The organism is Streptomyces sp. JLSY215 (genome assembly GCF_059682825.1).
Map to the genome: position 1 here is coordinate 3,217,028 of NZ_CM185022.1, position 18,495 is coordinate 3,235,522.

The following is an 18,495-nucleotide window of genomic DNA, read 5'->3' on the forward strand; positions in this document are numbered from 1 at the left end:
CACTTCGAGCCGTGCGGCGTACGCCATACGAATGCCAGGCTCCGTGAACTGGTCGCCTGCTCATACAGCGTCGCCGAGGTCGTGCGGCGTCTCGGCATCAGCCCGGTGGGCGGGAATCAGGCGCACGTCGGCCGACGGATCGCCAAACTGGACCTGGACACCTCCCATTTCACCGCCACGCCCAGCCTGCGGCCCAAGGTCGCCACGCAGCATCGACTTGTTCTGGGGTCACCGGCCGATGGCCGTGTCGGAGGAGAGCGCTTGTGCCGGGAATTACTGCGGCGAGGGGTTCCAGAGCGGTGCGCGATGTGTCACACGGGCACGGAATGGAACGGCAGACCGCTACGCCTCGAAGTCGACCATCGCAATGGCGAGTGGTGGGACAACCGCCCCGACAACTTACGACTGCTGTGCCCCAACTGCCACGCCGTCACGGACACGTACCGCGGCCGCAGGCCGCGGCGGAGGTGACGGGTCCGATATGGTCCGGCGCGCCTCCTACCCCCGTGATCTGCTCACCCGTGCAGCAGCCGCATCCAGCAGTCTGGTCGACCTGCTGCGCCGACTCGACGCGCCGCTGGGCAGCGGTCCCTATCGGTATGTAGGCGCCCGGCTGAAGCACTACGGCATCGACACCACGCATTTCGCGGACGAGCCGCTACCGCAAAGCCGGCCGCGTTCCTATACCGAAGCGCTGCTGAGAGAAGCCGCCGCCCAGTCCCACAGCATTCGCGACATGCTGGACTACATGGAGGTTCCGCCGTACGACAGCGCCTACAGCCACCTCAGCAAGAGACTTCGCCAATTCGGCATCGACACCTCACACTTCACAGGCCACAGAAACGGCGCTCAGTTGCTCGCGCACGCGGAATTGGCGCCCCTCGTCGCCACCTCGCGGAGCGTCGCCGAAGTCCTCCGGCGCCTCGGGCAAGCCGGGACGAGCACGTCCCGGAGCGCCGTGCAGCGCAGCATCGCGGCCTACGGGCTGTCCACCACGCATTTCACCGGCCAGGGGCACGGGCGCGGTCTGCCCTCTCCGCACCGCAAGTCGGCCGACGACATCCTGCGACGGCTGCCGCCCGGCGCTCGGCGGGAAAAGACCGCACTGCTGCGCCGCGCTCTCCATGAGAAGGGCGTGCCTCATCAGTGCGCAGAGTGCGGCCTCGGGGACTCCTGGCAGGGCAAACGACTCGTCCTGGAGATCGATCACATCAATGGCGACCGGCTCGACAACAGGCGGGAGAATCTGCGTTATCTGTGCCCCTCTTGTCACAGCCAGACCGGGAATTTCTCCGGCCGGTCAGCACGTCCGTCCATCCCCCCGCAGGGGCGCGTTCGGGCACAGTAAAGTAGGCGGCGCGCGGGCCCGTACCCCAGCTGGCTAGAGGGCGCCGGTTTAGGTCCGGTGTGTCGTCGGTTCGAGTCCGACCGGGCCCACCTCTGCGTACGGCCTCCCCGTCATCGGACGAGGGAGGCCGTTTCCGTGCCTACGGCGCGGCCACAACGTCAGCCCAACAACTCCCGAACCACCGGCACCAACGCCCGGAACGCCTTCCCCCGATGGCTGATCGCGTTCTTCTCGTCGGCGGTCAGTTCGGCGCAGGTGCGGGTCTCGCCCAGCGGCTGGAGGACGGGGTCGTAGCCGAAGCCGCCGGTGCCCGAGGGGGCGTGGCGGAGGGTGCCTTCGAGGGTGCCCTCGACGACTCGTTCGGTGCCGTCGGGGAGGGCGAGGGCCGCGGCGCAGGCGAAGTGGGCGGCGCGGTGGGCGTCGGAGATGTCGCCGAGCTGGGCCAGCAGGAGGTCGAGGTTGGCCTGGTCGTCGCCGTGGCGGCCGGCCCAGCGGGCGGAGAAGATGCCCGGGGCGCCGCCGAGGACGTCGACGCAGAGGCCGGAGTCGTCGGCGACGGCCGGGTGGCCGGTGGCCTGGGCCAGGGCGTGGGCCTTGAGGAGGGCGTTCTCGGCGAAGGTGACGCCGGTTTCCTTGACGTCGGGGACGTCGGGGTACGCGTCGGCCCCGACGAGTTCCACGTCGAGGTCGGCGGCGGCCAGGATGGCCCGGAGTTCGGTGATCTTGCCGGCGTTGCGGGTGGCGAGGATGAGGCGGGTGCGGGATGCGGGGTGCCCGCCGGTTTGAGGCTGCATGGGGAGTGATTATCCCGGGGTGCGGGTGTGGTTGTCCCGGGGTGGTGGGGTGGTCAGCCCGGTGTGCAGATCTTGGTCATGTCGCCCGCCGCGTCGGTGATGGGCTGGATGTCCGGGGCCTTGGTGTTCTTGATGTCCTTGCGGGCGTTCTTGATGCCGGTGTTCATCTTGTCGATGGCGGCGGAGAGGTCGGGGTCGCTCGACGAGTCCCTGACCTTCTTGAGGTTCTGGTCGATGTCGTCGAGGGCCTGCTCGGCCTTCTGGGGGTCGTCGAGGGAGTTCCCCACGGCCTGCTGGAGCTTGTCGACGGCGTCGACGACGGCGGTGGCGGTGCGGCCGCAGTCCATGGCCTTGTTGACCGCGTCGCAGGCGGAGAGCAGCGGTATCGCGAGGGTGGCGACGGTCAGCGCGGCGAGGGCGGTGAGGGCGGGGCGGGGGCGGCGGGGCGTGCGCGGGGACATGGGACGGGTCCTCCCTTGAGTCATGAGCGGGTAATGGGAGAAACGCTTGGCGCCCCGCTTTGGTTGACGGGGCGCCAGGAACGTCCGGAAATGGGTGGGAAGGGCGGGCGAGGGCGAGGGGTGCCCCGTTGCAGCCCGGCAGCGGTCCCGTTCAGAGGGTCCGCGCCAGCGCCTCCCGCTGTGCGGCGTCCAGGTCCTTGCAGCCGGTGACGGCGAGGTCGAGGAGGGCGTTGAGTTCGTCGCGGGCGAAGGGTTCGGCCTCGGCGGTGCCCTGGACCTCGACGAAGCGGCCGTCGCCGGTGCAGACGACGTTCATGTCGGTGTCGGCGCGGACGTCTTCCTCATAGCAGAGGTCGAGGAGGGGGAGGCCGCCCACGATGCCGACGCTGACGGCGGAGACGGTGCCGGTCAGGGGCTGGCGGCCGTGCTTGATGAGCTTCTTGCCCTGGGCCCAGGTGATGGCGTCGGCGAGGGCGACGTAGGCGCCGGTGATGGCGGCGGTGCGGGTGCCGCCGTCGGCCTGGAGGACGTCGCAGTCGAGGACGATGGTGTTCTCGCCGAGGGCCTTGAAGTCGATGACCGCGCGGAGGGAGCGGCCGATGAGGCGGGAGATCTCGTGGGTGCGGCCGCCGATCTTGCCGCGTACGGATTCGCGGTCGCCGCGGGTGTTGGTGGAGCGGGGCAGCATCGAGTACTCGGCGGTGACCCAGCCTTCGCCGCTGCCCTTGCGCCAGCGCGGGACGCCTTCGGTGACGGAGGCGGTGCAGAAGACCTTGGTGTCGCCGAAGGAGATCAGGACGGATCCTTCGGCGTGCTTGCTCCAGCCGCGTTCGATGGTGACCGGGCGGAGCTGTTCGGGGGTGCGGCCGTCGATGCGAGACATGGCGATGAGCCTAGCGGTTGTGCGCGGGGCCCCGTTCCGGTGGCGGTGAGGCGGCCGGTACGGGGCCCTGCGTCGCGCGCCGGTGCGCGGTGGTGAGCCGTGGTGAGCCGTGGGCTCAGCTCACATCATGTCTTCGATCTCGGCGGCGATGGGGTCGGCGTCGGTGCCGATGACGACCTGGATCGCGGTGCCCATCTTGACGACGCCGTGGGCGCCGGCGGCCTTGAGGGCGGCCTCGTCGACCAGGTCGGCGTCGACGACTTCGGTGCGGAGGCGGGTGATGCAGCCCTCGACCTCTTCGATGTTGTCGAGTCCGCCGAGCCCGGCGACGATCTTCTCAGCCTTGCTGGCCATGTCCACTCCTGCTTGTCTCGGCCGCCGGCGGCTCCGCCGAGCGGTTTTTCCACCGTAATGCACGCAGATGAGGCGTCTGTGTGCAGCTGTGCACGTTCAGCCCAACTCTGTGGGCGGTTGTGTGCCATCTGGCGAAGGATGGCGATCACCGGAGTGCGTGCGGGCGGCACCGACGCGTACCCCAAGTGGTCTACACCACCAGTATGCGGCAAGCGCCCGGCGGTGGTGGACGGGCCGAAGGGAGGAAGCGGATGAGTTCGGACGCAGCGGCGGCGGCGCCGAGGAAGAGACCGGCGAAATCGCGGGCGTCGGCCGTCTTCCAGGGCATGCAGAAGCTGGGCCGCAGCCTCCAGTTGCCGATTGCCGTGCTGCCCGCCGCGGGCATCCTCAACCGGCTCGGCCAGCCGGATGTCTTCGGCGACAAGGGCCTGGGCTGGGACAACGTCGCCAAGGTGTTCGCGGGGGCGGGCGGTGCGCTGCTGGATTCGGGGCTGGGGCTGCCGCTGCTGTTCTGCATCGGCGTCGCGATCGGTATGGCGAAGAAGGCGGACGGCTCGACGGCGCTGGCCGCGGTGGCGGGCTTTCTCGTCTATTTCTCGGTGCTGCACCAGTTCCCGGTGATCTGCGCCCCGGGGCAGACCTTTGCGCAGGCGGGGCCGTGGGGCGGGGTGTGCGTCGAGAAGGGCGGGACCGCCACGCAGGCGACGTTCCAGAATCCGGGGGTTTTCGGCGGCATCGTCATGGGCTTTCTCGCCGCCTGGTTCTGGCAGCGGCTGCACCGGGTGAGGCTGGTCGACTGGCTGGGCTTCTTCAACGGGCGCCGGCTGGTGCCGATCGTGATGGCCTTCATCGGCCTGGCCTTCGCGGTGGTGTGCCTGTGGATCTGGCCGCCGATCGGTGACGCGCTGACCGGCTTCAGCAAATGGCTGACGGATCTGGACTGGCTGGGCTCGGGGCTTTTCGGTGTCGCCAACCGTGCGCTGCTGGTGATCGGGCTGCACCAGTTCCTGAACACCTTCATGTGGTTCCAGTTCGGCAGTTATACGGAGCCGGACGGCACGGTCGTGCATGGTGACATCGGCCGGTTCTTCGCGGGCGATCCGACCGCGGGTCAGTTCACCACGGGGTTTTTCCCGATCATGATGTTCGCGCTGCCGGCGGCGGGGCTGGCCATCGCGCACTGCGCCAAGCCGCATCGCCGTAAAGAGATCGCCGGAATGATGCTGTCGGTCGGGCTGACCTCTTTCGTGACCGGCATCACCGAGCCCATCGAGTATTCGTTCCTCTTCGTCGCGCCGGTGCTGTACGTGCTCCATGCGCTGCTGACCGGTGTGTCGATGGCGGTGAGCTGGGCGCTGGGCGTGCACGACAGCTTCAGTTTCTCGGCGGGGCTGATCGATTACGTCATCAACTGGGGGCTGGCGACCAAGCCCTGGCTGATCATTCCGATCGGGGCGTGTTTCGCGGTCGTGTATTACGTCGTCTTCCGCTTCGTGATCACGAAATTCGATCTGCCGACGCCGGGCCGCGAGCCGGACGAGGTGGGGGACGCCATGGAGGCGGAGAACATCAAGTAGGCGGCGGAACGCGCCGTACGAGGCGGTCCTCGGGTCTTCGGACCCGGGGGCCGTCGCCTTGTGGTCCACACCACTGGGAACGACGGATTCCGTTGTGCCGGGACGGCGTGCTAAGAATGGTCTAAACCACCAGTGGTGTAGACCAGGGTGGGGTCAAAAGCCAAGGGTAGACCACATTTTCAGCGGGCCGTCCCCCTCTTCCGAGTGCCCGCCTCACCAGGAGGAATCCGATGAGTTCGGACACTGCCGCGAAGGCGGCCCCCGGCAAGAAGGGGCGCGGCTCCAGCGTCATGGCAGTGGGGCAGCGGATCGGCCGCAGCCTCATGCTGCCGATCGCCACGCTGCCCGCCGCCGCGCTGATGGTCCGCCTGGGCCAGCCCGACATGCTCGGCCGGGAGTCGTTCCCGGGCTTCCTGAACAAGCTCGCGGGATTCATGGCGGCGGGCGGCGGCGCCCTGCTCGACAACATGCCGCTGCTGTTCGCCGTGGGTATCGCCATCGGGTTCGCCAAGAAGGCGGACGGCTCCACCGCGCTGGCCGCCGTGGTCGGCTACCTGGTCTTCAGCAAGGTGCTGGGCACCTTCACCGACGGCAATCTGCCCAAGGTCGACCAGGTGGTCGACGGGAAGATAGTCCATGTCGCACCGCCGGTGAACGCGGGTGTGCTCGGCGGCGTCGTGATCGGCATCGTGGTCGCCCTCCTGTATCAGCGTTACAGCCGCAAGAAGCTCCCCGACTGGCTCGGCTTCTTCAGCGGCCGCAGGCTCGTCCCGATCCTCGCCTCGTTCGCCGGCCTGGTCATCGGCATCGTCTTCGGCTACATCTGGCCGGTGCTCGGCGCCGGACTGCACAACTTCGGCGAGTGGCTGGTCGGCTCGGGCGCCGTGGGCGCCGGCATCTTCGGTGTCGCCAACCGCGCGCTGATCCCGGTCGGCATGCACCACCTGCTGAACTCCTTCCCCTGGCTCCAGGCCGGCGACTTCCACGGCAAGCACGGCGACATCGCCCGCTTCCTGGCCGGCGACCCGAGCGCCGGGCAGTTCACCACCGGCTTCTTCCCGATCATGATGTTCGCGCTGCCCGCGGCCTGCCTCGCGATCACGCACTGCGCCCGCCCGGAACGCCGCAAGGTCGTCGGCGGCATGATGCTCTCCCTCGCCATGACGGCCTTCGTCACCGGCGTCACCGAGCCGATCGAGTTCACCTTCATGTTCATCGCGCCGGTGCTGTACGCGATCCATGCGGTGCTCACCGGTGTGTCGATGGCGCTGACCTGGGCCCTGGGCATGAAGGACGGCTTCGGCTTCTCGGCCGGCGCCATCGACTTCCTGCTCAACCTGGGCATCGCGTCCAAGCCCTGGATGCTGGCGCTGGTGGGGCTCTGCTTCGGCGCCCTCTACTACGCGGTCTTCCGCTTCGCCATCACCAAGTTCAACCTCCCCACACCGGGCCGCGAACCCGACGAGGAGCTGCCCGAGCCCGAGCGGGCCAAGTCCAGGACCAAGTTCAAGGCCGAGCAGGCCGAGCCCGAGCCGGCCAAGGACCAGCAGACCAAGGACCCGGCAGCCAAGGACCAGCCGGCCGTGGCCAAGTAGCCCCGGACCACGGACAGCGCGACGGCCTCCCCGCACAGCAGCGGGGAGGCCGTCGGCGTTCCCGGGACGCGGTGGGCCGTAGAGCTACCAGCCCCGGCCGCGCGCCTTCAGATCTCGTACGTCGCGCCCGCCTTGGCCACCTCGACCGGGCCGTCGTAGACCTTCTGCGCGTCGCGGATGCTGATGTCCGGGTCGGTCCACGGCGGGATATGGGTCAGCACCAGGCGGCCGGCGCCGGCCCGGCGGGCGTGTTCGCCGGCCTCCCGGCCGTTGAGGTGCAGGTTCGGAATGTCTTCCTTGCCGTGCGTGAAGGACGCCTCGCACAGGAAGAAGTCGGTGCCCGCGGCGAGGGTGTCCAGCGCCTCGCAGGGCCCGGTGTCGCCGGAGTACGTCAGGGACCGGCCCTCGTGTTCGATACGGAAGCCGAACGCCTCCACGGGGTGGCTGACCCGTTCCGTACGGATCATGAACGGCCCGATGGTCTGCGTGCCGGGCTCGAGCGTGCGGAAGTCGAAGACCTCGCTCATCGCCCCGTCGTACGGCAGATCGGCGTGGGCGACGGTCAGCCGGCGCTCGGTGCCGACCGGGCCGTAGACCGGGAGCGGCGCGCAACGGCCGCCGTCCGGACGGTAGTAGCGCACCACGAAATAGCCGCAGAGGTCGATGCAGTGGTCCGCGTGCAGATGCGACAGGAGTATGGCGTCCAGGTCGTAGAGACCGATGTGGCGCTGCATCTCGCCGAGGGCGCCATTGCCCATGTCGATGAGCAGCCTGAAGCCGTCGGCCTCCACGAGGTAGCTCGAGCAGGCCGATTCCGTGGAAGGGAACGACCCCGAGCATCCGACGACAGTGAGCTTCATGCGGGCGTGAACCTCCGTGGGCTGAGGGCGGCGGGATGGAGGTCCCCCCTCCTCATGGGGTTCCCCCTGCTCACACGAGGTCGAGAGCTTGGGGGAGCCGTTGAGAGCGTGGGGAAGGCTCCATGCGGGGTGTCTCGGCGGGTCCTTGCCGGTGCCTGACAGGTCTTGAACGGTCTGTGCGGTGCCCACGAGCGTAAGGCGCAAAAGGTCCTGTGGCGCCTCCAGCGGGGCGAGCTGTGGGCGGAATCACCAGTCCGGGTGGGGCCGTACGTCCGGCTTTTCCCCGTCTTCGATTCCGCCGGACGCGCGGGGCGTGCGGTGGCTCGCGGTGCGGTGCCGGAACGTATGTGCGGTGCCGTGGGGCGCGGGGGCGCGGGGCGCCCGTCGGGGAGGCCGCCCCTCCACCACCGCGGGGGTCGGCAGCCGTTGCGGCGCGGCCCCGGAAATGCGTCGCCGCCGTGGCGCGGGGCCACGGCGGCGGGGTCCGGCCGGAACCGGTCGTACGTGCGGGCCTAGGCCCAGAGCTGGCCGTGCAGGGTGGCGATCGCCGCCTCCGTCGACTCGGCGGTGTAGACGCCGGTCGAGAGGTACTTCCAGCCGCCGTCGGCGACGACGAAGACGATGTCGGCGCTCTCCCCCGCCTTCACCGCCTTCTTGGCGACGCCGATCGCGGCATGCAGCGCCGCGCCCGTGGAGATGCCCGCGAAGATGCCTTCCTCGGCGAGGAGTTCGCGGGTGCGGCGGACCGCGTCCTCGGAGCCGACCGAGAAGCGGGTGGTCAGGACGGTCTCGTCGTAGAGCTCGGGGATGAAGCCCTCGTCGAGGTTGCGCAGACCGTAGACGACGTCGTCGTAGCGGGGCTCGGCGGCGACGATCTGGACGCCGGGGACCTGCTCGCGCAGATAGCGGCCGACGCCCATCAGGGTGCCGGTGGTGCCCAGGCCCGCCACGAAGTGGGTGACGGAGGGCAGGTCGGCGAGGATCTCGGGGCCGGTGGTGGCGTAGTGCGCACCGGCGTTGTCGGGGTTGCCGTACTGGTAGAGCATCACCCAGTCGGGGTGCTCGGCGGCGAGTTCCTTGGCGACGCGGACGGCGGTGTTGGAGCCGCCGGCCGCGGGCGAGGAGATGATCTCGGCTCCCCACATGGCGAGCAGTTCGCGGCGCTCGGAGGAGGTGTTCTCCGGCATGACGCACACCATGCGGTAGCCCTTGAGCTTGGCCGCCATGGCGAGCGAGATGCCGGTGTTGCCGCTGGTGGGCTCGAGGATCGTGCAGCCGGGGGTGAGCCGGCCGTCCTTCTCGGCCTGTTCGATCATGTGCAGCGCGGGGCGGTCCTTGACCGAGCCCGTGGGGTTGCGGTCCTCCAGCTTGGCCCAGATGCGGACGTCGTCGGAGGGCGAGAGGCGCGGCAGGCGGACGAGAGGGGTGTTCCCGACCGCCGCCAGCGGGGAGTCGTACCGCACGTCTCAGACCATTCCGCCGGCCACGGCCGGGAGGATCGTGACGCTGTCGCCGTCGGCCAGCTTGGTGGAGATGCCTTCGAGGAAGCGGACGTCCTCGTCGTTGAGGTAGACGTTCACGAAGCGGCGCAGCTGCTCGCCGTCGACCAGGCGCTCGCGGATGCCGGCGTGCCGGGTCTCCAGGTCGGTGAAGAGGTCGGCGAGGGTCGCGCCGCTGCCCTCGACGGCCTTCTCGCCGTCGGTGTAGGTGCGCAGGATGGTCGGGATTCGGACCTCGATGGCCATGGGAGTGCTCCTGTGGGAGTGGAGTGGCGGGTGCGGTGCGTCCGGATGCAGGGCGGCGCTGGGGCCGTACGGCGTGCCGGGGGCGTCGGGTGACGCGGGAGGTGCGGGAGCGGCGGGCGGTGCGCGCCGCGCGCCCGGCGGGGCCGGGTCAGGCGGCGGCGCAGCGCGGACAGATGGCGCTGGAAAGGCGGCACAGATCGACGTGCAGCCGTGCGGCTCCGCAGCCGAACGCGCCCAGCAGGGCGGATGCGGAGCGACGCGTGGCGAGCGGAGCGAGCAGCAGCATGCCCGGCCTCTTCTTCTCGCTCACGTCGTGGTCAACCATGCGGTCATCGTATCGATTCCCGGTCCGGGTATTGGAACCTCGTCCCATGATGCGGACGGTCGGTGTACGCCAGGTGGGACGCGATCATGAGCGGGGCCGGTCGGACGGTCAGGAGTACGCCGCGACGACCTCGACCTCTTCCTCGGTGACCTGGCCGTCGACGATCCGGAAGGAGCGGAACTGGAAGGGTCCGGCGTCGTCGGTGTCGGCGGTGGAGACCAGGACGTAGTGGGCGCCGGGCTCGTTGGCGTACGAGATGTCCGTCCGGGACGGGTAGGCCTCGGTGGCGGTGTGCGAGTGGTAGATGATCACCGGCTCCTCGTCCCGGTCGTCCATCTCGCGGTAGAGCTTGAGCAGGTCGGAGGAGTCGAATTCGTAGAAGGTGGGCGAGCGGGCGGCGTTCAGCATCGGGATGAACCGCTCGGGGCGGCCGCTGCCGGCCGGGCCCGCGACGACGCCGCAGGCCTCGTCGGGGTGATCCTGGCGGGCGTGCTCGACGATCTGGTCGAAAAGGGCCTTGGTGAGGGTCAGCATGGGGCCAAGAATAGGCATGCGGGCCCGCGCGTACCGAGGGGTGGTACGCACGGGCCCGCATGCTGGACCGGCTGGGAGGTCAGTCCTTCTTGGCGAGGCCGGCCGCCGACTCCCGGCGCTTGATGCTCAGGTAGCCGACGCCCAGGATGAGCGCCCAGACGGGCGCCGCGTAGAGCGAGACCCGGGCGTCCGGGTCGACGCCCATCATCACGATCACCATGGCGATGAAGGCCAGGGCGAAGACCGAGGTGTAGGGGCTGCCGGGCGCCTTGAACCCGGACTCCGGCAGCTCGCCGCGATTGGCCTTGGCGCGGTAGCGCAGCTGCGAGAGCAGGATGACGATCCAGGCCCACATACCGGAGATGGTGGCGAAGGAGACGACGTAGTTGAACGCTTCACCGGGCCACTGGTAGTTGATGTAGACGCCGAACAGCATCATCGCGACCGAGACGCCGGTGCCCCAGGTGGGCAGGCCGTTCTTGCTCAGCTTGGTGAAGAACTTCGGGCCCTGGCCGTTGAGCGCGAGGTCGCGCAGCATCCGGCCGGTGGAGTACATGCCGGAGTTGGCCGAGGAGAGCGCGGCGGTCAGCACGACGAAGTTGACGATGCCGGCACCGGCGGGCAGGCCGATCTGCTGGAAGGCGGCGACGAAGGGGCTGACGCCCGGCTTGAAGACCGTCCAGCTGACGACGGACAGGATGATGATCAGCGCGCCGATGTAGAAGAGGCCGATCCGCCACGGCACGGTGTTGATCGCCTGGGGCAGGACCTTCTTGGGGTTGGTCGCCTCGCCCGCGGTGACGCCGACGAGCTCGACGGCGAGGAAGGCGAACATCACGATCTGCAGCGTCATCAGCGTGCCGCCGATGCCCTTGGGGAAGAAGCCGCCGTGGGACCACAGGTTGGTGAAGGAGGCGGTGTCACCGGCGTTGGAGAAGCCGAGGGTGATCACGCCGAGGCCGATCAGGATCATGCCGATGATCGCGGTGACCTTGACCATCGAGAACCAGAATTCCAGCTCACCGAAGATCTTCACGGAGATCAGGTTGATACCGAAGAGCGCACACGTGAAGACGAGTGCCGAGGCCCATTGCGGTATGCCCTCGTTCCAGTACTGCACATAGGTGGCCGCGGCGGTCACTTCCGTGATGCCGGTGACGACCCAGAAAAGCCAGTACGTCCAGCCCGTCACGAAGCCGATGAACGGGCCGAGGAATTCGCGGCCGTACTCGGAGAAGGAACCGGAGACGGGCCGGTACATGAGCAGTTCGCCCAGGGCCCGCATGATGAAGAAGATGACCAGCCCGACGATGGCGTAGGCCAGGATGATGCTCGGCCCGGCCATGGAGATGGCCTTGCCCGCGCCGAGGAACAGGCCGGTACCGATGGCGCCACCAATGGCGATCATCTGGATCTGGCGGTTTCCCAGACCCCGCTGATAGCCCTCTTCGGGTTCGGTTCCAGCGGCCTCGTTGCCGTCGTGCTGCGTGTCGACCTGCACAGAGGTCATGAGTGGTGCGCCTTTCTCCATTCCGACCCGGTCTGTCCGGGTCGGGTCCCGACCCCCCGGATGGAGTTCCTGCACGCCGACGGTCGGCCGGCTAAGCGCTCCCGCAGCGACAGGGGTGGCGTCACTCACGGCAGGTCGTGAAGATTTATCACGGTCGTACGGAGATCAACTAGAGGCACGGAGAGCCATACCACAGGAAAACTAGGACAAAGGTCACGTGAATCAACAAAGCATGTGGGTGCGGTGACGCGATCGTTATCCGGACTTGAGGTTCCGCTGAGCGAACACTCGGCGAACGTCCGCCGCCCCCGCGAAGAAGGCCCGAAGAAGGCCCGAAGAAGGTCCGGAGAGGGTACGAAGAACGCCGGGAGAGCGCCGGGGACGCTCCCGCCGACGCCCCTTCGACGCCCGTCAGCCCATCAAGGACTCGACGAGGGTCTCCTGCAGACCGCCGAGCCAGAGGTAGGCCATCACCATCGGCTTGCGCGGATCGGTGTCGGGCAGCCGGAGCAGTTCGCCGCCGTCCTCCTCGTCGGTGACCTCCAGGCGGGTGCCGATGGCGAGCCGGAGGTCGTTGAGGGCGCCGAGCCACTGGCGGCACTCGTCGGGCTTCAGGCGCAGCACGGCGCCCTGGTCGATGCCGGGGCTCAGCGCGTCCAGCGCGCGGACCAGCGCGAGGGCGTCCTCGCGCTTGCGGGCGCGCAGGTCGTTCTCGGTGTAGCGGCGGAATTCGGCGGCCGCGGCGCGGACGTCGTCGTCGGGGACGAGGTCGGGGCCGCCGTAGGCGTCGGGGAAGAGGCGGGCCAGGACCGGATCGGCGGGCGGTTCGCTGGGGCCGTCGTTGAAGATGGCGGCGAGCGGGTCGTCGGCCTCGCCGCTCTCCTCCCCCGGGCCGATCAGTTCCATCAGCTGGACGGCGAGGCTGCGCAGGATGGAGATCTCGACCTCGTCGAGGGCGACGGCGGCTCCGCCGTCGGGCAGGGGCTCGAAGTGGCCGGCCATCAGCGGTCCTGCTGAAGGGTCGCCCACAGGCCGTAGCCGTGCATGGCCTGCACGTCGCGCTCCATTTCCTCGCGGCTGCCGCTGGAGACGACCGCGCGGCCCTTGTGGTGAACGTCGAGCATCAGCTGATGGGCCTTGTCCTTGGAGTAGCCGAAGTACGACTGGAAGACGTAGGAGACGTAGCTCATGAGGTTCACGGGATCGTTGTGAACGATCGTCACCCACGGGACATCGGGTTCGGGAACCTCGAACGGTGCCTCGCTCGACTCGGGACGCTCGATCTCCACTGGGACACTCACACGCCCCATGCTGCCACCCGAGGGCTCCCGGCGCACAAACGCCCCTCGCGCGGGTCGCGATGGGAGCCCGCCACCGAAATCGTCAATGTGACGAGTATTGGGGGTAGCATCGCTCCCATGAACACAGCAGACCTGGGGCTGCCGGTGGCCGTGCCGTCGACTGCGCTCTTCACCGACCAGTACGAACTCACCATGCTGCAGGCGGCGTTGCGGTCCGGGACCGGGGACCGGCGCTCCGTCTTCGAGGTCTTCACCCGCCGGCTGCCCGAGGGCCGCCGCTACGGCGTGGTCGCCGGCACCGGCCGCGTACTGGACGCGGTGGAGAATTTCCGCTTCGACGAGACCATCCTCGGCTTTCTGCGCGACCGCCGCATCCTGGACGAGCCGACACTCGCCTGGCTGGCCGACTACCGCTTCCGCGGCGACATCTGGGGCTACCCGGAGGGCGAGGTCTACTTCCCCGGCTCCCCGATCATGCGGGTCGAGGGCACCTTCGCCGAGGCGGTGCTGCTGGAGACGGTGATCCTCTCGATCCTCAACCACGACTCGGCGGTGGCCGCGGCGGCGTCCCGGATGGCGGTGGCGGCCGGCGACCGGCCGCTGATGGAGATGGGTGCCCGCCGCACGCACGAGCTGTCGGCGGTGGCCGCCTCCCGCGCCGCGTACATCGGCGGCTTCCACGCCACCTCCGACCTGGCGGCCGGCTTCCGCTACAACATCCCCACCGTCGGCACCAGCGCGCACGCCTTCACCCTGCTGCACGACACCGAACGCGACGCCTTCACCGCCCAGGTGGACACCCTGGGCCAGGGCACGACGCTGCTGGTGGACACCTTCGACGTCGCCGAGGCGGTCCGTACGGCCGTGGAGGTGGCGGGGCCCGGCCTCGGCGCCGTACGCATCGACTCCGGGGACCTGCTGCTGGTCGCCCACCGGGTGCGCCACCAGCTGGACGAGCTGGGCGCCAAGGAGACCAAGATCGTGGTGACCAGCGATCTGGACGAGTACGCCATCGCCTCGCTGGCCGCCGCGCCGGTGGACGCGTACGGCGTCGGCACCCAGCTGGTGACCGGCAGCGGCCACCCGACCTGTTCGATGGTCTACAAGCTCGTCGCGCGCGCCGACAGCGATGCGCCCGATGCCCCGCTGCGGCCGGTGGCGAAGAAGTCGATGGGCGGCAAGACCTCCGTGGGCGGCCGGAAGTGGGCGGCCCGGCGGCCGGACGAGGAGGGGGTGGCGGAGGCGGAGGTCATCGGCACCGGGCCGGTGCCGGACGAGCTCGGCGGGCACGAGCTGCTGGTGCCGCTGGTGCGTGGGGGCGAGGTGGTGGCCCGGGAGCCGCTGGACGCCGCCCGCGCACGGCATATCGCCGCCCGCGCCGCACTGCCGCTCTCGGCGATGCAGCTCTCCCGCGGCGAACCCGTGCTGCCCACCGAGTACGTCTGACCCACAGGGTCGCGGTCAGCCACTCCCGCATTCGGCGTCGAGTGGCTACCCTCGGTCACATCACCGTTCCGCGCCCCTCCCCGATTCCCAGCCGGAAGGCACGCACCATGCACCGGGCATTGATCGTCGTCGACATACAGAACGACTTCTGTGAGGGCGGCAGCCTCGCGGTGGCGGGAGGTGCGGACGTCGCGGCGGCCATCACCGATCTGGTGGGCCAGGCGGCCGGCGGCTGCTACCGCCATGTGGTGGCGAGCCGGGACCACCACATAGACCCGGGGGACCATTTCTCCCGGACCCCGGATTACGAGCACACCTGGCCGGTGCACTGCGTCGCGGGCACCGAGGGCAGCAGTTTCCACCCGAACTTCGCGCCGGCCGTCGCCTCGGGCGCGGTCGACGCGGTCTTCGACAAGGGCGCCTATTCCGGCGCGTACAGCGGCTTCGAGGGCTCGGACGAGAACGGCACCTCGCTGGCGGACTGGCTGCGCGAGCGCGCGGTCACCGAGGTCGATGTGGTCGGCATCGCCACCGACCACTGCGTCCGGGCCACCGCCCTGGACGCGCTGCGCGCCGGGCTGCGCACCCGTGTCCTGCTGGATCTGACCGCGGGGGTGGCCGCGACGACCACCGAGCGGGCGCTGGAGGAGCTGCGGGCGGCGGGCGCGGAGCTGACCGGGAAGCCGGTGGTCGTCGGCGGCTGAGCGCCGCGGGCGGCGGGGCCGGTGCCGGCCGCGCCGCCCGGAGAGCTCAGCCGGCCGCCCGCACCGGCGCCGCCGGCGCCACTGGGGCCACCGGGGCCCTCAGGAGGGCCCGTATCGGGTGCCAGGACTCGGTGTCGTCGTCCGGCGTCTCGCGCCAGACCAGGCCATCCGGGTGGTGCAGTACGGCCGTCACCTCGTCCGGCGTCGGTGGTTCGGAATTGCCGCGCAGGTAGACGGCCCGCAGTCCGTGGTTGCGCAGCCTGGTCAGGGCGCGCTGGCGGTTGGCGGCGTGGACCAGGACCCGGACGCGGCAGCCGCAGTCGTAGGGGCCCGAGCGCGCGCCGTGGGGCGGTCTGGGCAGCGAGAGGGCGACCACCACGCTTCCGCCAGGAAGCCTGATGAAGCCGCCGCCGGTCAATGTCATATCTCCCCCGTGAGACTTCTCGTCAACAAGGAACTCGTAGACGCATCTAAACGCGAACGGCCGCCACCCGCCAAGGGGTAACGGCCGATTCGCCTCTGACCTGCGGTTTTATTGTTTACTTACCTGCGGGGCCGACCACAACGATCACCACGGAGCCGTTGTGGGCCTCCTTGGCGATCCGGATCCGGGTGTTGGTGTCAGGAACGATGACCCCGCCGGTCGGGTTCGCTTTGTCGTAGTAGACGCCGTGCCGGTCGTCGAAGACCGTCACTCCGTGCTTGGACTTGATCTTGGTGACCTTGCCGTCCTTGTGGAGGGTGAGGGCATCCGTGCGGTAGCGGGTGAAGGTCGAGTCGTAGGACTGGAAGCGGTTGCGCATCAGCTTGCCGTCGGCCCACTTCTCGGCCTTGGGATGGGCGTCGACGGGAAGGATCTGCCCGTAACCGGGGTGCTTGCCGACGTTGTTGTCGGGCTGCGAGGTGTCCCAGAGCCAGATCAGCACGCCGTTCTGGTACGGGAAGTGCTCCACCCAGCCCGGCTTCTCCGTGAGCCAACCGAAGTTGTACGGGCCGGACTTGAGGGTCTTGTCGTACGACACGTACTGGCGGTTCTCGGCGATGTAGTACTGCGGGTAGTCCTTGGTGAAGGACGCGCCGACGTGCGAAAAGCCGGTGGCGCTCCAGCCGTTGTCGCCGTCCTCGGCGTTGTCGGTGAACAGCGGCGCGCCGTCGGCGACCACGCTGAGCGTGTCGGCCGCGAAGCCCTTCTGGGCCGCGCCGCCGTCGGTCTGGTAGCGGAAGCGGAGGTCGATCTTCTTCCCCGCGTAGGCGTCCAGCGGGTAGAAGAGGTCCTGGTAGGCGCCGACGGTGCCGGTCAGGGCGGGCTTGTCGCTGCCGTCGCGGGGGATGGGCTTGCCGTTCGCGGTGCCGTCGAGGGGCGTCCAGTCGGTGCCGCCGTCGGTGGAGACCTCGGCGTAGAGGTAGTCGTAGTCCTTTTCGATGTCCCACCAGCCCTTGAGGTGGAAGAACGCCTTGGACTTGCCGGTGAGGTCCACGGACCGGGTCAGGGTGTTCTTGAGGTCGTTGCCCATGCCGCTCCACCACTGGCGGGTGCCTTCGACGGGCTGGACGATCTCGGTCGTGACCGGTTTGGCGGGCAGTTCGACGACCACCGCCTGCTTGTGCCGGGTGTTGTATTCGGCGACGCCCAGCCGGTGGTACGACTTGGTCGCGGCCTTGGCCTTGTCGTAGTTGAGCCAGCCCAGCTGGAGCTTGTCCCAGGCGCTCATGTCGCCGGGCAGGTTGCCGATGGCGTTCTTGCCCGTGCCCAGCCAGGAGCCGCCCGACATCAGCGACCAGAAGTCCACGGAGGACTCGCCGGTGCCGGTGGTGTCGTACTCGTCCGGCAGGCCCAGGTCATGGCCGTACTCATGGGCGAAGACGCCGAGTCCGCCGTTCTCCGGCTGCATGGTGTAGTCGCCGACCCAGACGCCGGTGTCGCCGATCTGGGTGCCGCCCGCCTTGTTGCCGTCCGGGCCGCTCTTGCCGGCGTCGGTGCCGTAGGCGTACCAGCGGTGCGCCCAGATGGCGTTGGTCTTCTGGGCGCCGCCGCCCGCCGACTCGTCCTCGCCGGCGTGCACGATCTGGAAGTGGTCGATATAGCCGTCGGGCTCGTTGAAGTTGCCGTCGTGGTCGTGGTCGTAGCGGTCCCACTGGTCGTACTTGGCCAGGTCGGTCCGGATCTCGGCGTCGGTACGGCCCTTGGCGCGCTGGTCCTTGACCCACTGGTTGACGCCGTCGCGGATCAGGTCCCAGGCGTTGGAGCAGTTGGTCTGGCCGCAGTAGTTGGAGCCGTATCGGGCCTCGTTCGCGTCGACCTTGACCCAGTCGGAGACCTCGCCCTCGACGGAGTAGCGGCCCGAGGACTGCTTCTCGTAGTACTGGGCCAGCGACGGCTTCTTCTTGTCGTGCGAGAAGTAGAGGTCCTGGAAGTGCCCGCGGCTGAAGTCCTTCTGCCAGGCCGTGCTGTTGTCCTTGCGGCGGTCCGGTTCGGCTATGCGGTTGTGTGCCGGGCCGGGGTCGCCGCCGTATTTCTTCACCGGCGGCAGGGGGCCGTCGCCGTCCGGGTCGAACATCGTGGTGTTGTCGACCGTGTCACCGAAGTCCACCAGGATCGTGAAGATCTTGTCGGTCTTCTGCCGGGCCAGCTCCACGTACTTGCCGCGGTCGAGCCGGACGACCTTCGAGCCGCCGCGGTCGGTCAGGTGCGCGGAGCCGGCGATGACCTGTTCCAGCGCGTCCTTGCGCTGCGCCGCCTGCTTGTCGCTGAACGGGCCCTTGAGGTCGTGGTCGACGGCCCGTTCGGGGGCCGGGTCGTGGCTGATGGCGCGGGGTGACGGTGCCGGTGTGCCGGCCGTGGCGACCCCCGACGACAGAACGGCCGCCCCGATCGCGGCGATTGCCGTGGCCAGGGCGGCCGGTCTGAACACCGTTCTGTGGTCTCTCACTTGGCGCTCTCCTCCCCTTCGAGCGGTCACTGTTCGACGGCATTCGACCGGAAGCGCGGTGAAAAAGACAGATCTTGACTTTGTCATGTTCAGGGAAGTACGTTAACCGGCTTGCGAGTTGCGGTTAT

Annotated in this window: 19 protein-coding genes and 1 tRNA gene; 6 read left to right on the forward strand and 14 right to left on the reverse strand. The window is 69.1% G+C overall.

Annotated elements, in window-relative coordinates:
- The first annotated feature begins 481 nt into the window (after positions 1-481).
- Positions 482-1,348, forward strand: coding sequence for an HNH endonuclease (locus AC5677_RS14325; RefSeq protein ID WP_497195428.1), 867 nt, complete (start codon positions 482-484; stop codon positions 1,346-1,348).
- Positions 1,349-1,362: 14 nt separating this feature from the next.
- A tRNA-Leu gene (locus AC5677_RS14330) sits at positions 1,363-1,437 on the forward strand.
- Positions 1,438-1,506: 69 nt separating this feature from the next.
- On the opposite strand, the gene rdgB is transcribed toward AC5677_RS14330, so the two are convergent.
- The 4 genes from rdgB to AC5677_RS14350 form a co-directional block, all read right to left on the reverse strand.
- Positions 1,507-2,142 carry an RdgB/HAM1 family non-canonical purine NTP pyrophosphatase gene (rdgB, locus tag AC5677_RS14335; protein ID WP_497195429.1) on the reverse strand — a complete coding sequence of 212 codons (636 nt, stop codon included), beginning with the start codon at positions 2,140-2,142 and terminating at the stop codon, positions 1,507-1,509.
- Between the two features lie 53 nt (positions 2,143-2,195).
- Positions 2,196-2,603, reverse strand: a complete 408-nt coding sequence (locus tag AC5677_RS14340) for a hypothetical protein (protein WP_497195430.1) — start codon at positions 2,601-2,603, stop codon at positions 2,196-2,198.
- Between the two features lie 151 nt (positions 2,604-2,754).
- The gene (rph, locus tag AC5677_RS14345; protein ID WP_497195431.1) at positions 2,755-3,486 is read right to left on the reverse strand and encodes a ribonuclease PH; all 732 of its coding nucleotides are present in this window, start codon (positions 3,484-3,486) and stop codon (positions 2,755-2,757) included.
- Positions 3,487-3,606: 120 nt separating this feature from the next.
- Positions 3,607-3,846 carry a PTS sugar transporter subunit IIB gene (locus AC5677_RS14350; protein WP_497195432.1) on the reverse strand — a complete coding sequence of 80 codons (240 nt, stop codon included), beginning with the start codon at positions 3,844-3,846 and terminating at the stop codon, positions 3,607-3,609.
- Positions 3,847-4,091: 245 nt separating this feature from the next.
- Here AC5677_RS14350 and AC5677_RS14355 point away from each other — a divergent pair, with 245 nt between their 5' ends.
- Positions 4,092-5,417, forward strand: a complete 1,326-nt coding sequence (locus tag AC5677_RS14355) for a PTS transporter subunit EIIC (protein ID WP_497196619.1) — start codon at positions 4,092-4,094, stop codon at positions 5,415-5,417.
- A gap of 230 nt (positions 5,418-5,647) precedes the next feature.
- A complete protein-coding gene (locus AC5677_RS14360; RefSeq protein WP_497195433.1) occupies positions 5,648-7,012 on the forward strand; it encodes a PTS transporter subunit EIIC in 1,365 nt (454 codons plus the stop codon).
- A gap of 107 nt (positions 7,013-7,119) precedes the next feature.
- Here the strand turns inward: AC5677_RS14360 and AC5677_RS14365 are convergent, their stop codons facing one another.
- The 8 genes from AC5677_RS14365 to clpS all read right to left on the reverse strand — a co-directional run bounded on the left by AC5677_RS14365 (position 7,120) and on the right by clpS (position 13,296).
- A complete protein-coding gene (locus tag AC5677_RS14365; protein ID WP_497195434.1) occupies positions 7,120-7,872 on the reverse strand; it encodes an MBL fold metallo-hydrolase in 753 nt (250 codons plus the stop codon).
- A 512-nt stretch (positions 7,873-8,384) separates the two neighbouring features.
- On the reverse strand, positions 8,385-9,335 hold the full coding sequence (locus AC5677_RS14370; RefSeq protein WP_497195435.1) for a PLP-dependent cysteine synthase family protein: 951 nt from the start codon (positions 9,333-9,335) through the stop codon (positions 8,385-8,387).
- 3 nt (positions 9,336-9,338) lie between these two features.
- Positions 9,339-9,617 carry a MoaD/ThiS family protein gene (locus AC5677_RS14375; protein ID WP_497195436.1) on the reverse strand — a complete coding sequence of 93 codons (279 nt, stop codon included), beginning with the start codon at positions 9,615-9,617 and terminating at the stop codon, positions 9,339-9,341.
- Positions 9,618-9,765: 148 nt separating this feature from the next.
- Entirely contained in the window at positions 9,766-9,942 is a 177-nt protein-coding gene (locus AC5677_RS14380) for a putative leader peptide (RefSeq protein ID WP_400061808.1), read from the reverse strand.
- Positions 9,943-10,050: 108 nt separating this feature from the next.
- The gene (locus AC5677_RS14385) at positions 10,051-10,476 is read right to left on the reverse strand and encodes a M67 family metallopeptidase (protein ID WP_497195437.1); all 426 of its coding nucleotides are present in this window, start codon (positions 10,474-10,476) and stop codon (positions 10,051-10,053) included.
- Positions 10,477-10,555: 79 nt separating this feature from the next.
- Positions 10,556-11,986 carry an amino acid permease gene (locus AC5677_RS14390; RefSeq protein WP_497195438.1) on the reverse strand — a complete coding sequence of 477 codons (1,431 nt, stop codon included), beginning with the start codon at positions 11,984-11,986 and terminating at the stop codon, positions 10,556-10,558.
- Positions 11,987-12,397: 411 nt separating this feature from the next.
- Complete coding sequence (locus AC5677_RS14395; protein WP_497195439.1) at positions 12,398-12,988, reverse strand: DUF2017 domain-containing protein; 591 nt, start codon at positions 12,986-12,988, stop codon at positions 12,398-12,400.
- On the reverse strand, positions 12,988-13,296 hold the full coding sequence (gene clpS, locus AC5677_RS14400; RefSeq protein ID WP_403510713.1) for an ATP-dependent Clp protease adapter ClpS: 309 nt from the start codon (positions 13,294-13,296) through the stop codon (positions 12,988-12,990). The genes AC5677_RS14395 and clpS overlap by 1 nt, the downstream gene beginning before the upstream one ends.
- Before the next feature lie 108 nt (positions 13,297-13,404).
- Between clpS and AC5677_RS14405 the strand changes: the two genes are divergently transcribed.
- Positions 13,405-14,733 (forward strand): nicotinate phosphoribosyltransferase, encoded by a 1,329-nt coding sequence (locus AC5677_RS14405; RefSeq protein ID WP_497195440.1) that lies wholly within the window; start codon positions 13,405-13,407, stop codon positions 14,731-14,733.
- 107 nt (positions 14,734-14,840) lie between these two features.
- Positions 14,841-15,437: an isochorismatase family protein gene (locus AC5677_RS14410; RefSeq protein ID WP_497195441.1), complete on the forward strand. Its 597-nt coding sequence runs from the start codon at positions 14,841-14,843 to the stop codon at positions 15,435-15,437.
- Positions 15,438-15,483: 46 nt separating this feature from the next.
- On the opposite strand, the gene AC5677_RS14415 is transcribed toward AC5677_RS14410, so the two are convergent.
- Complete coding sequence (locus tag AC5677_RS14415; RefSeq protein ID WP_497195442.1) at positions 15,484-15,861, reverse strand: hypothetical protein; 378 nt, start codon at positions 15,859-15,861, stop codon at positions 15,484-15,486.
- 115 nt (positions 15,862-15,976) lie between these two features.
- Positions 15,977-18,367: an immune inhibitor A domain-containing protein gene (locus tag AC5677_RS14420; RefSeq protein WP_497195443.1), complete on the reverse strand. Its 2,391-nt coding sequence runs from the start codon at positions 18,365-18,367 to the stop codon at positions 15,977-15,979.
- Between the last annotated feature and the right edge of the window lie 128 nt (positions 18,368-18,495).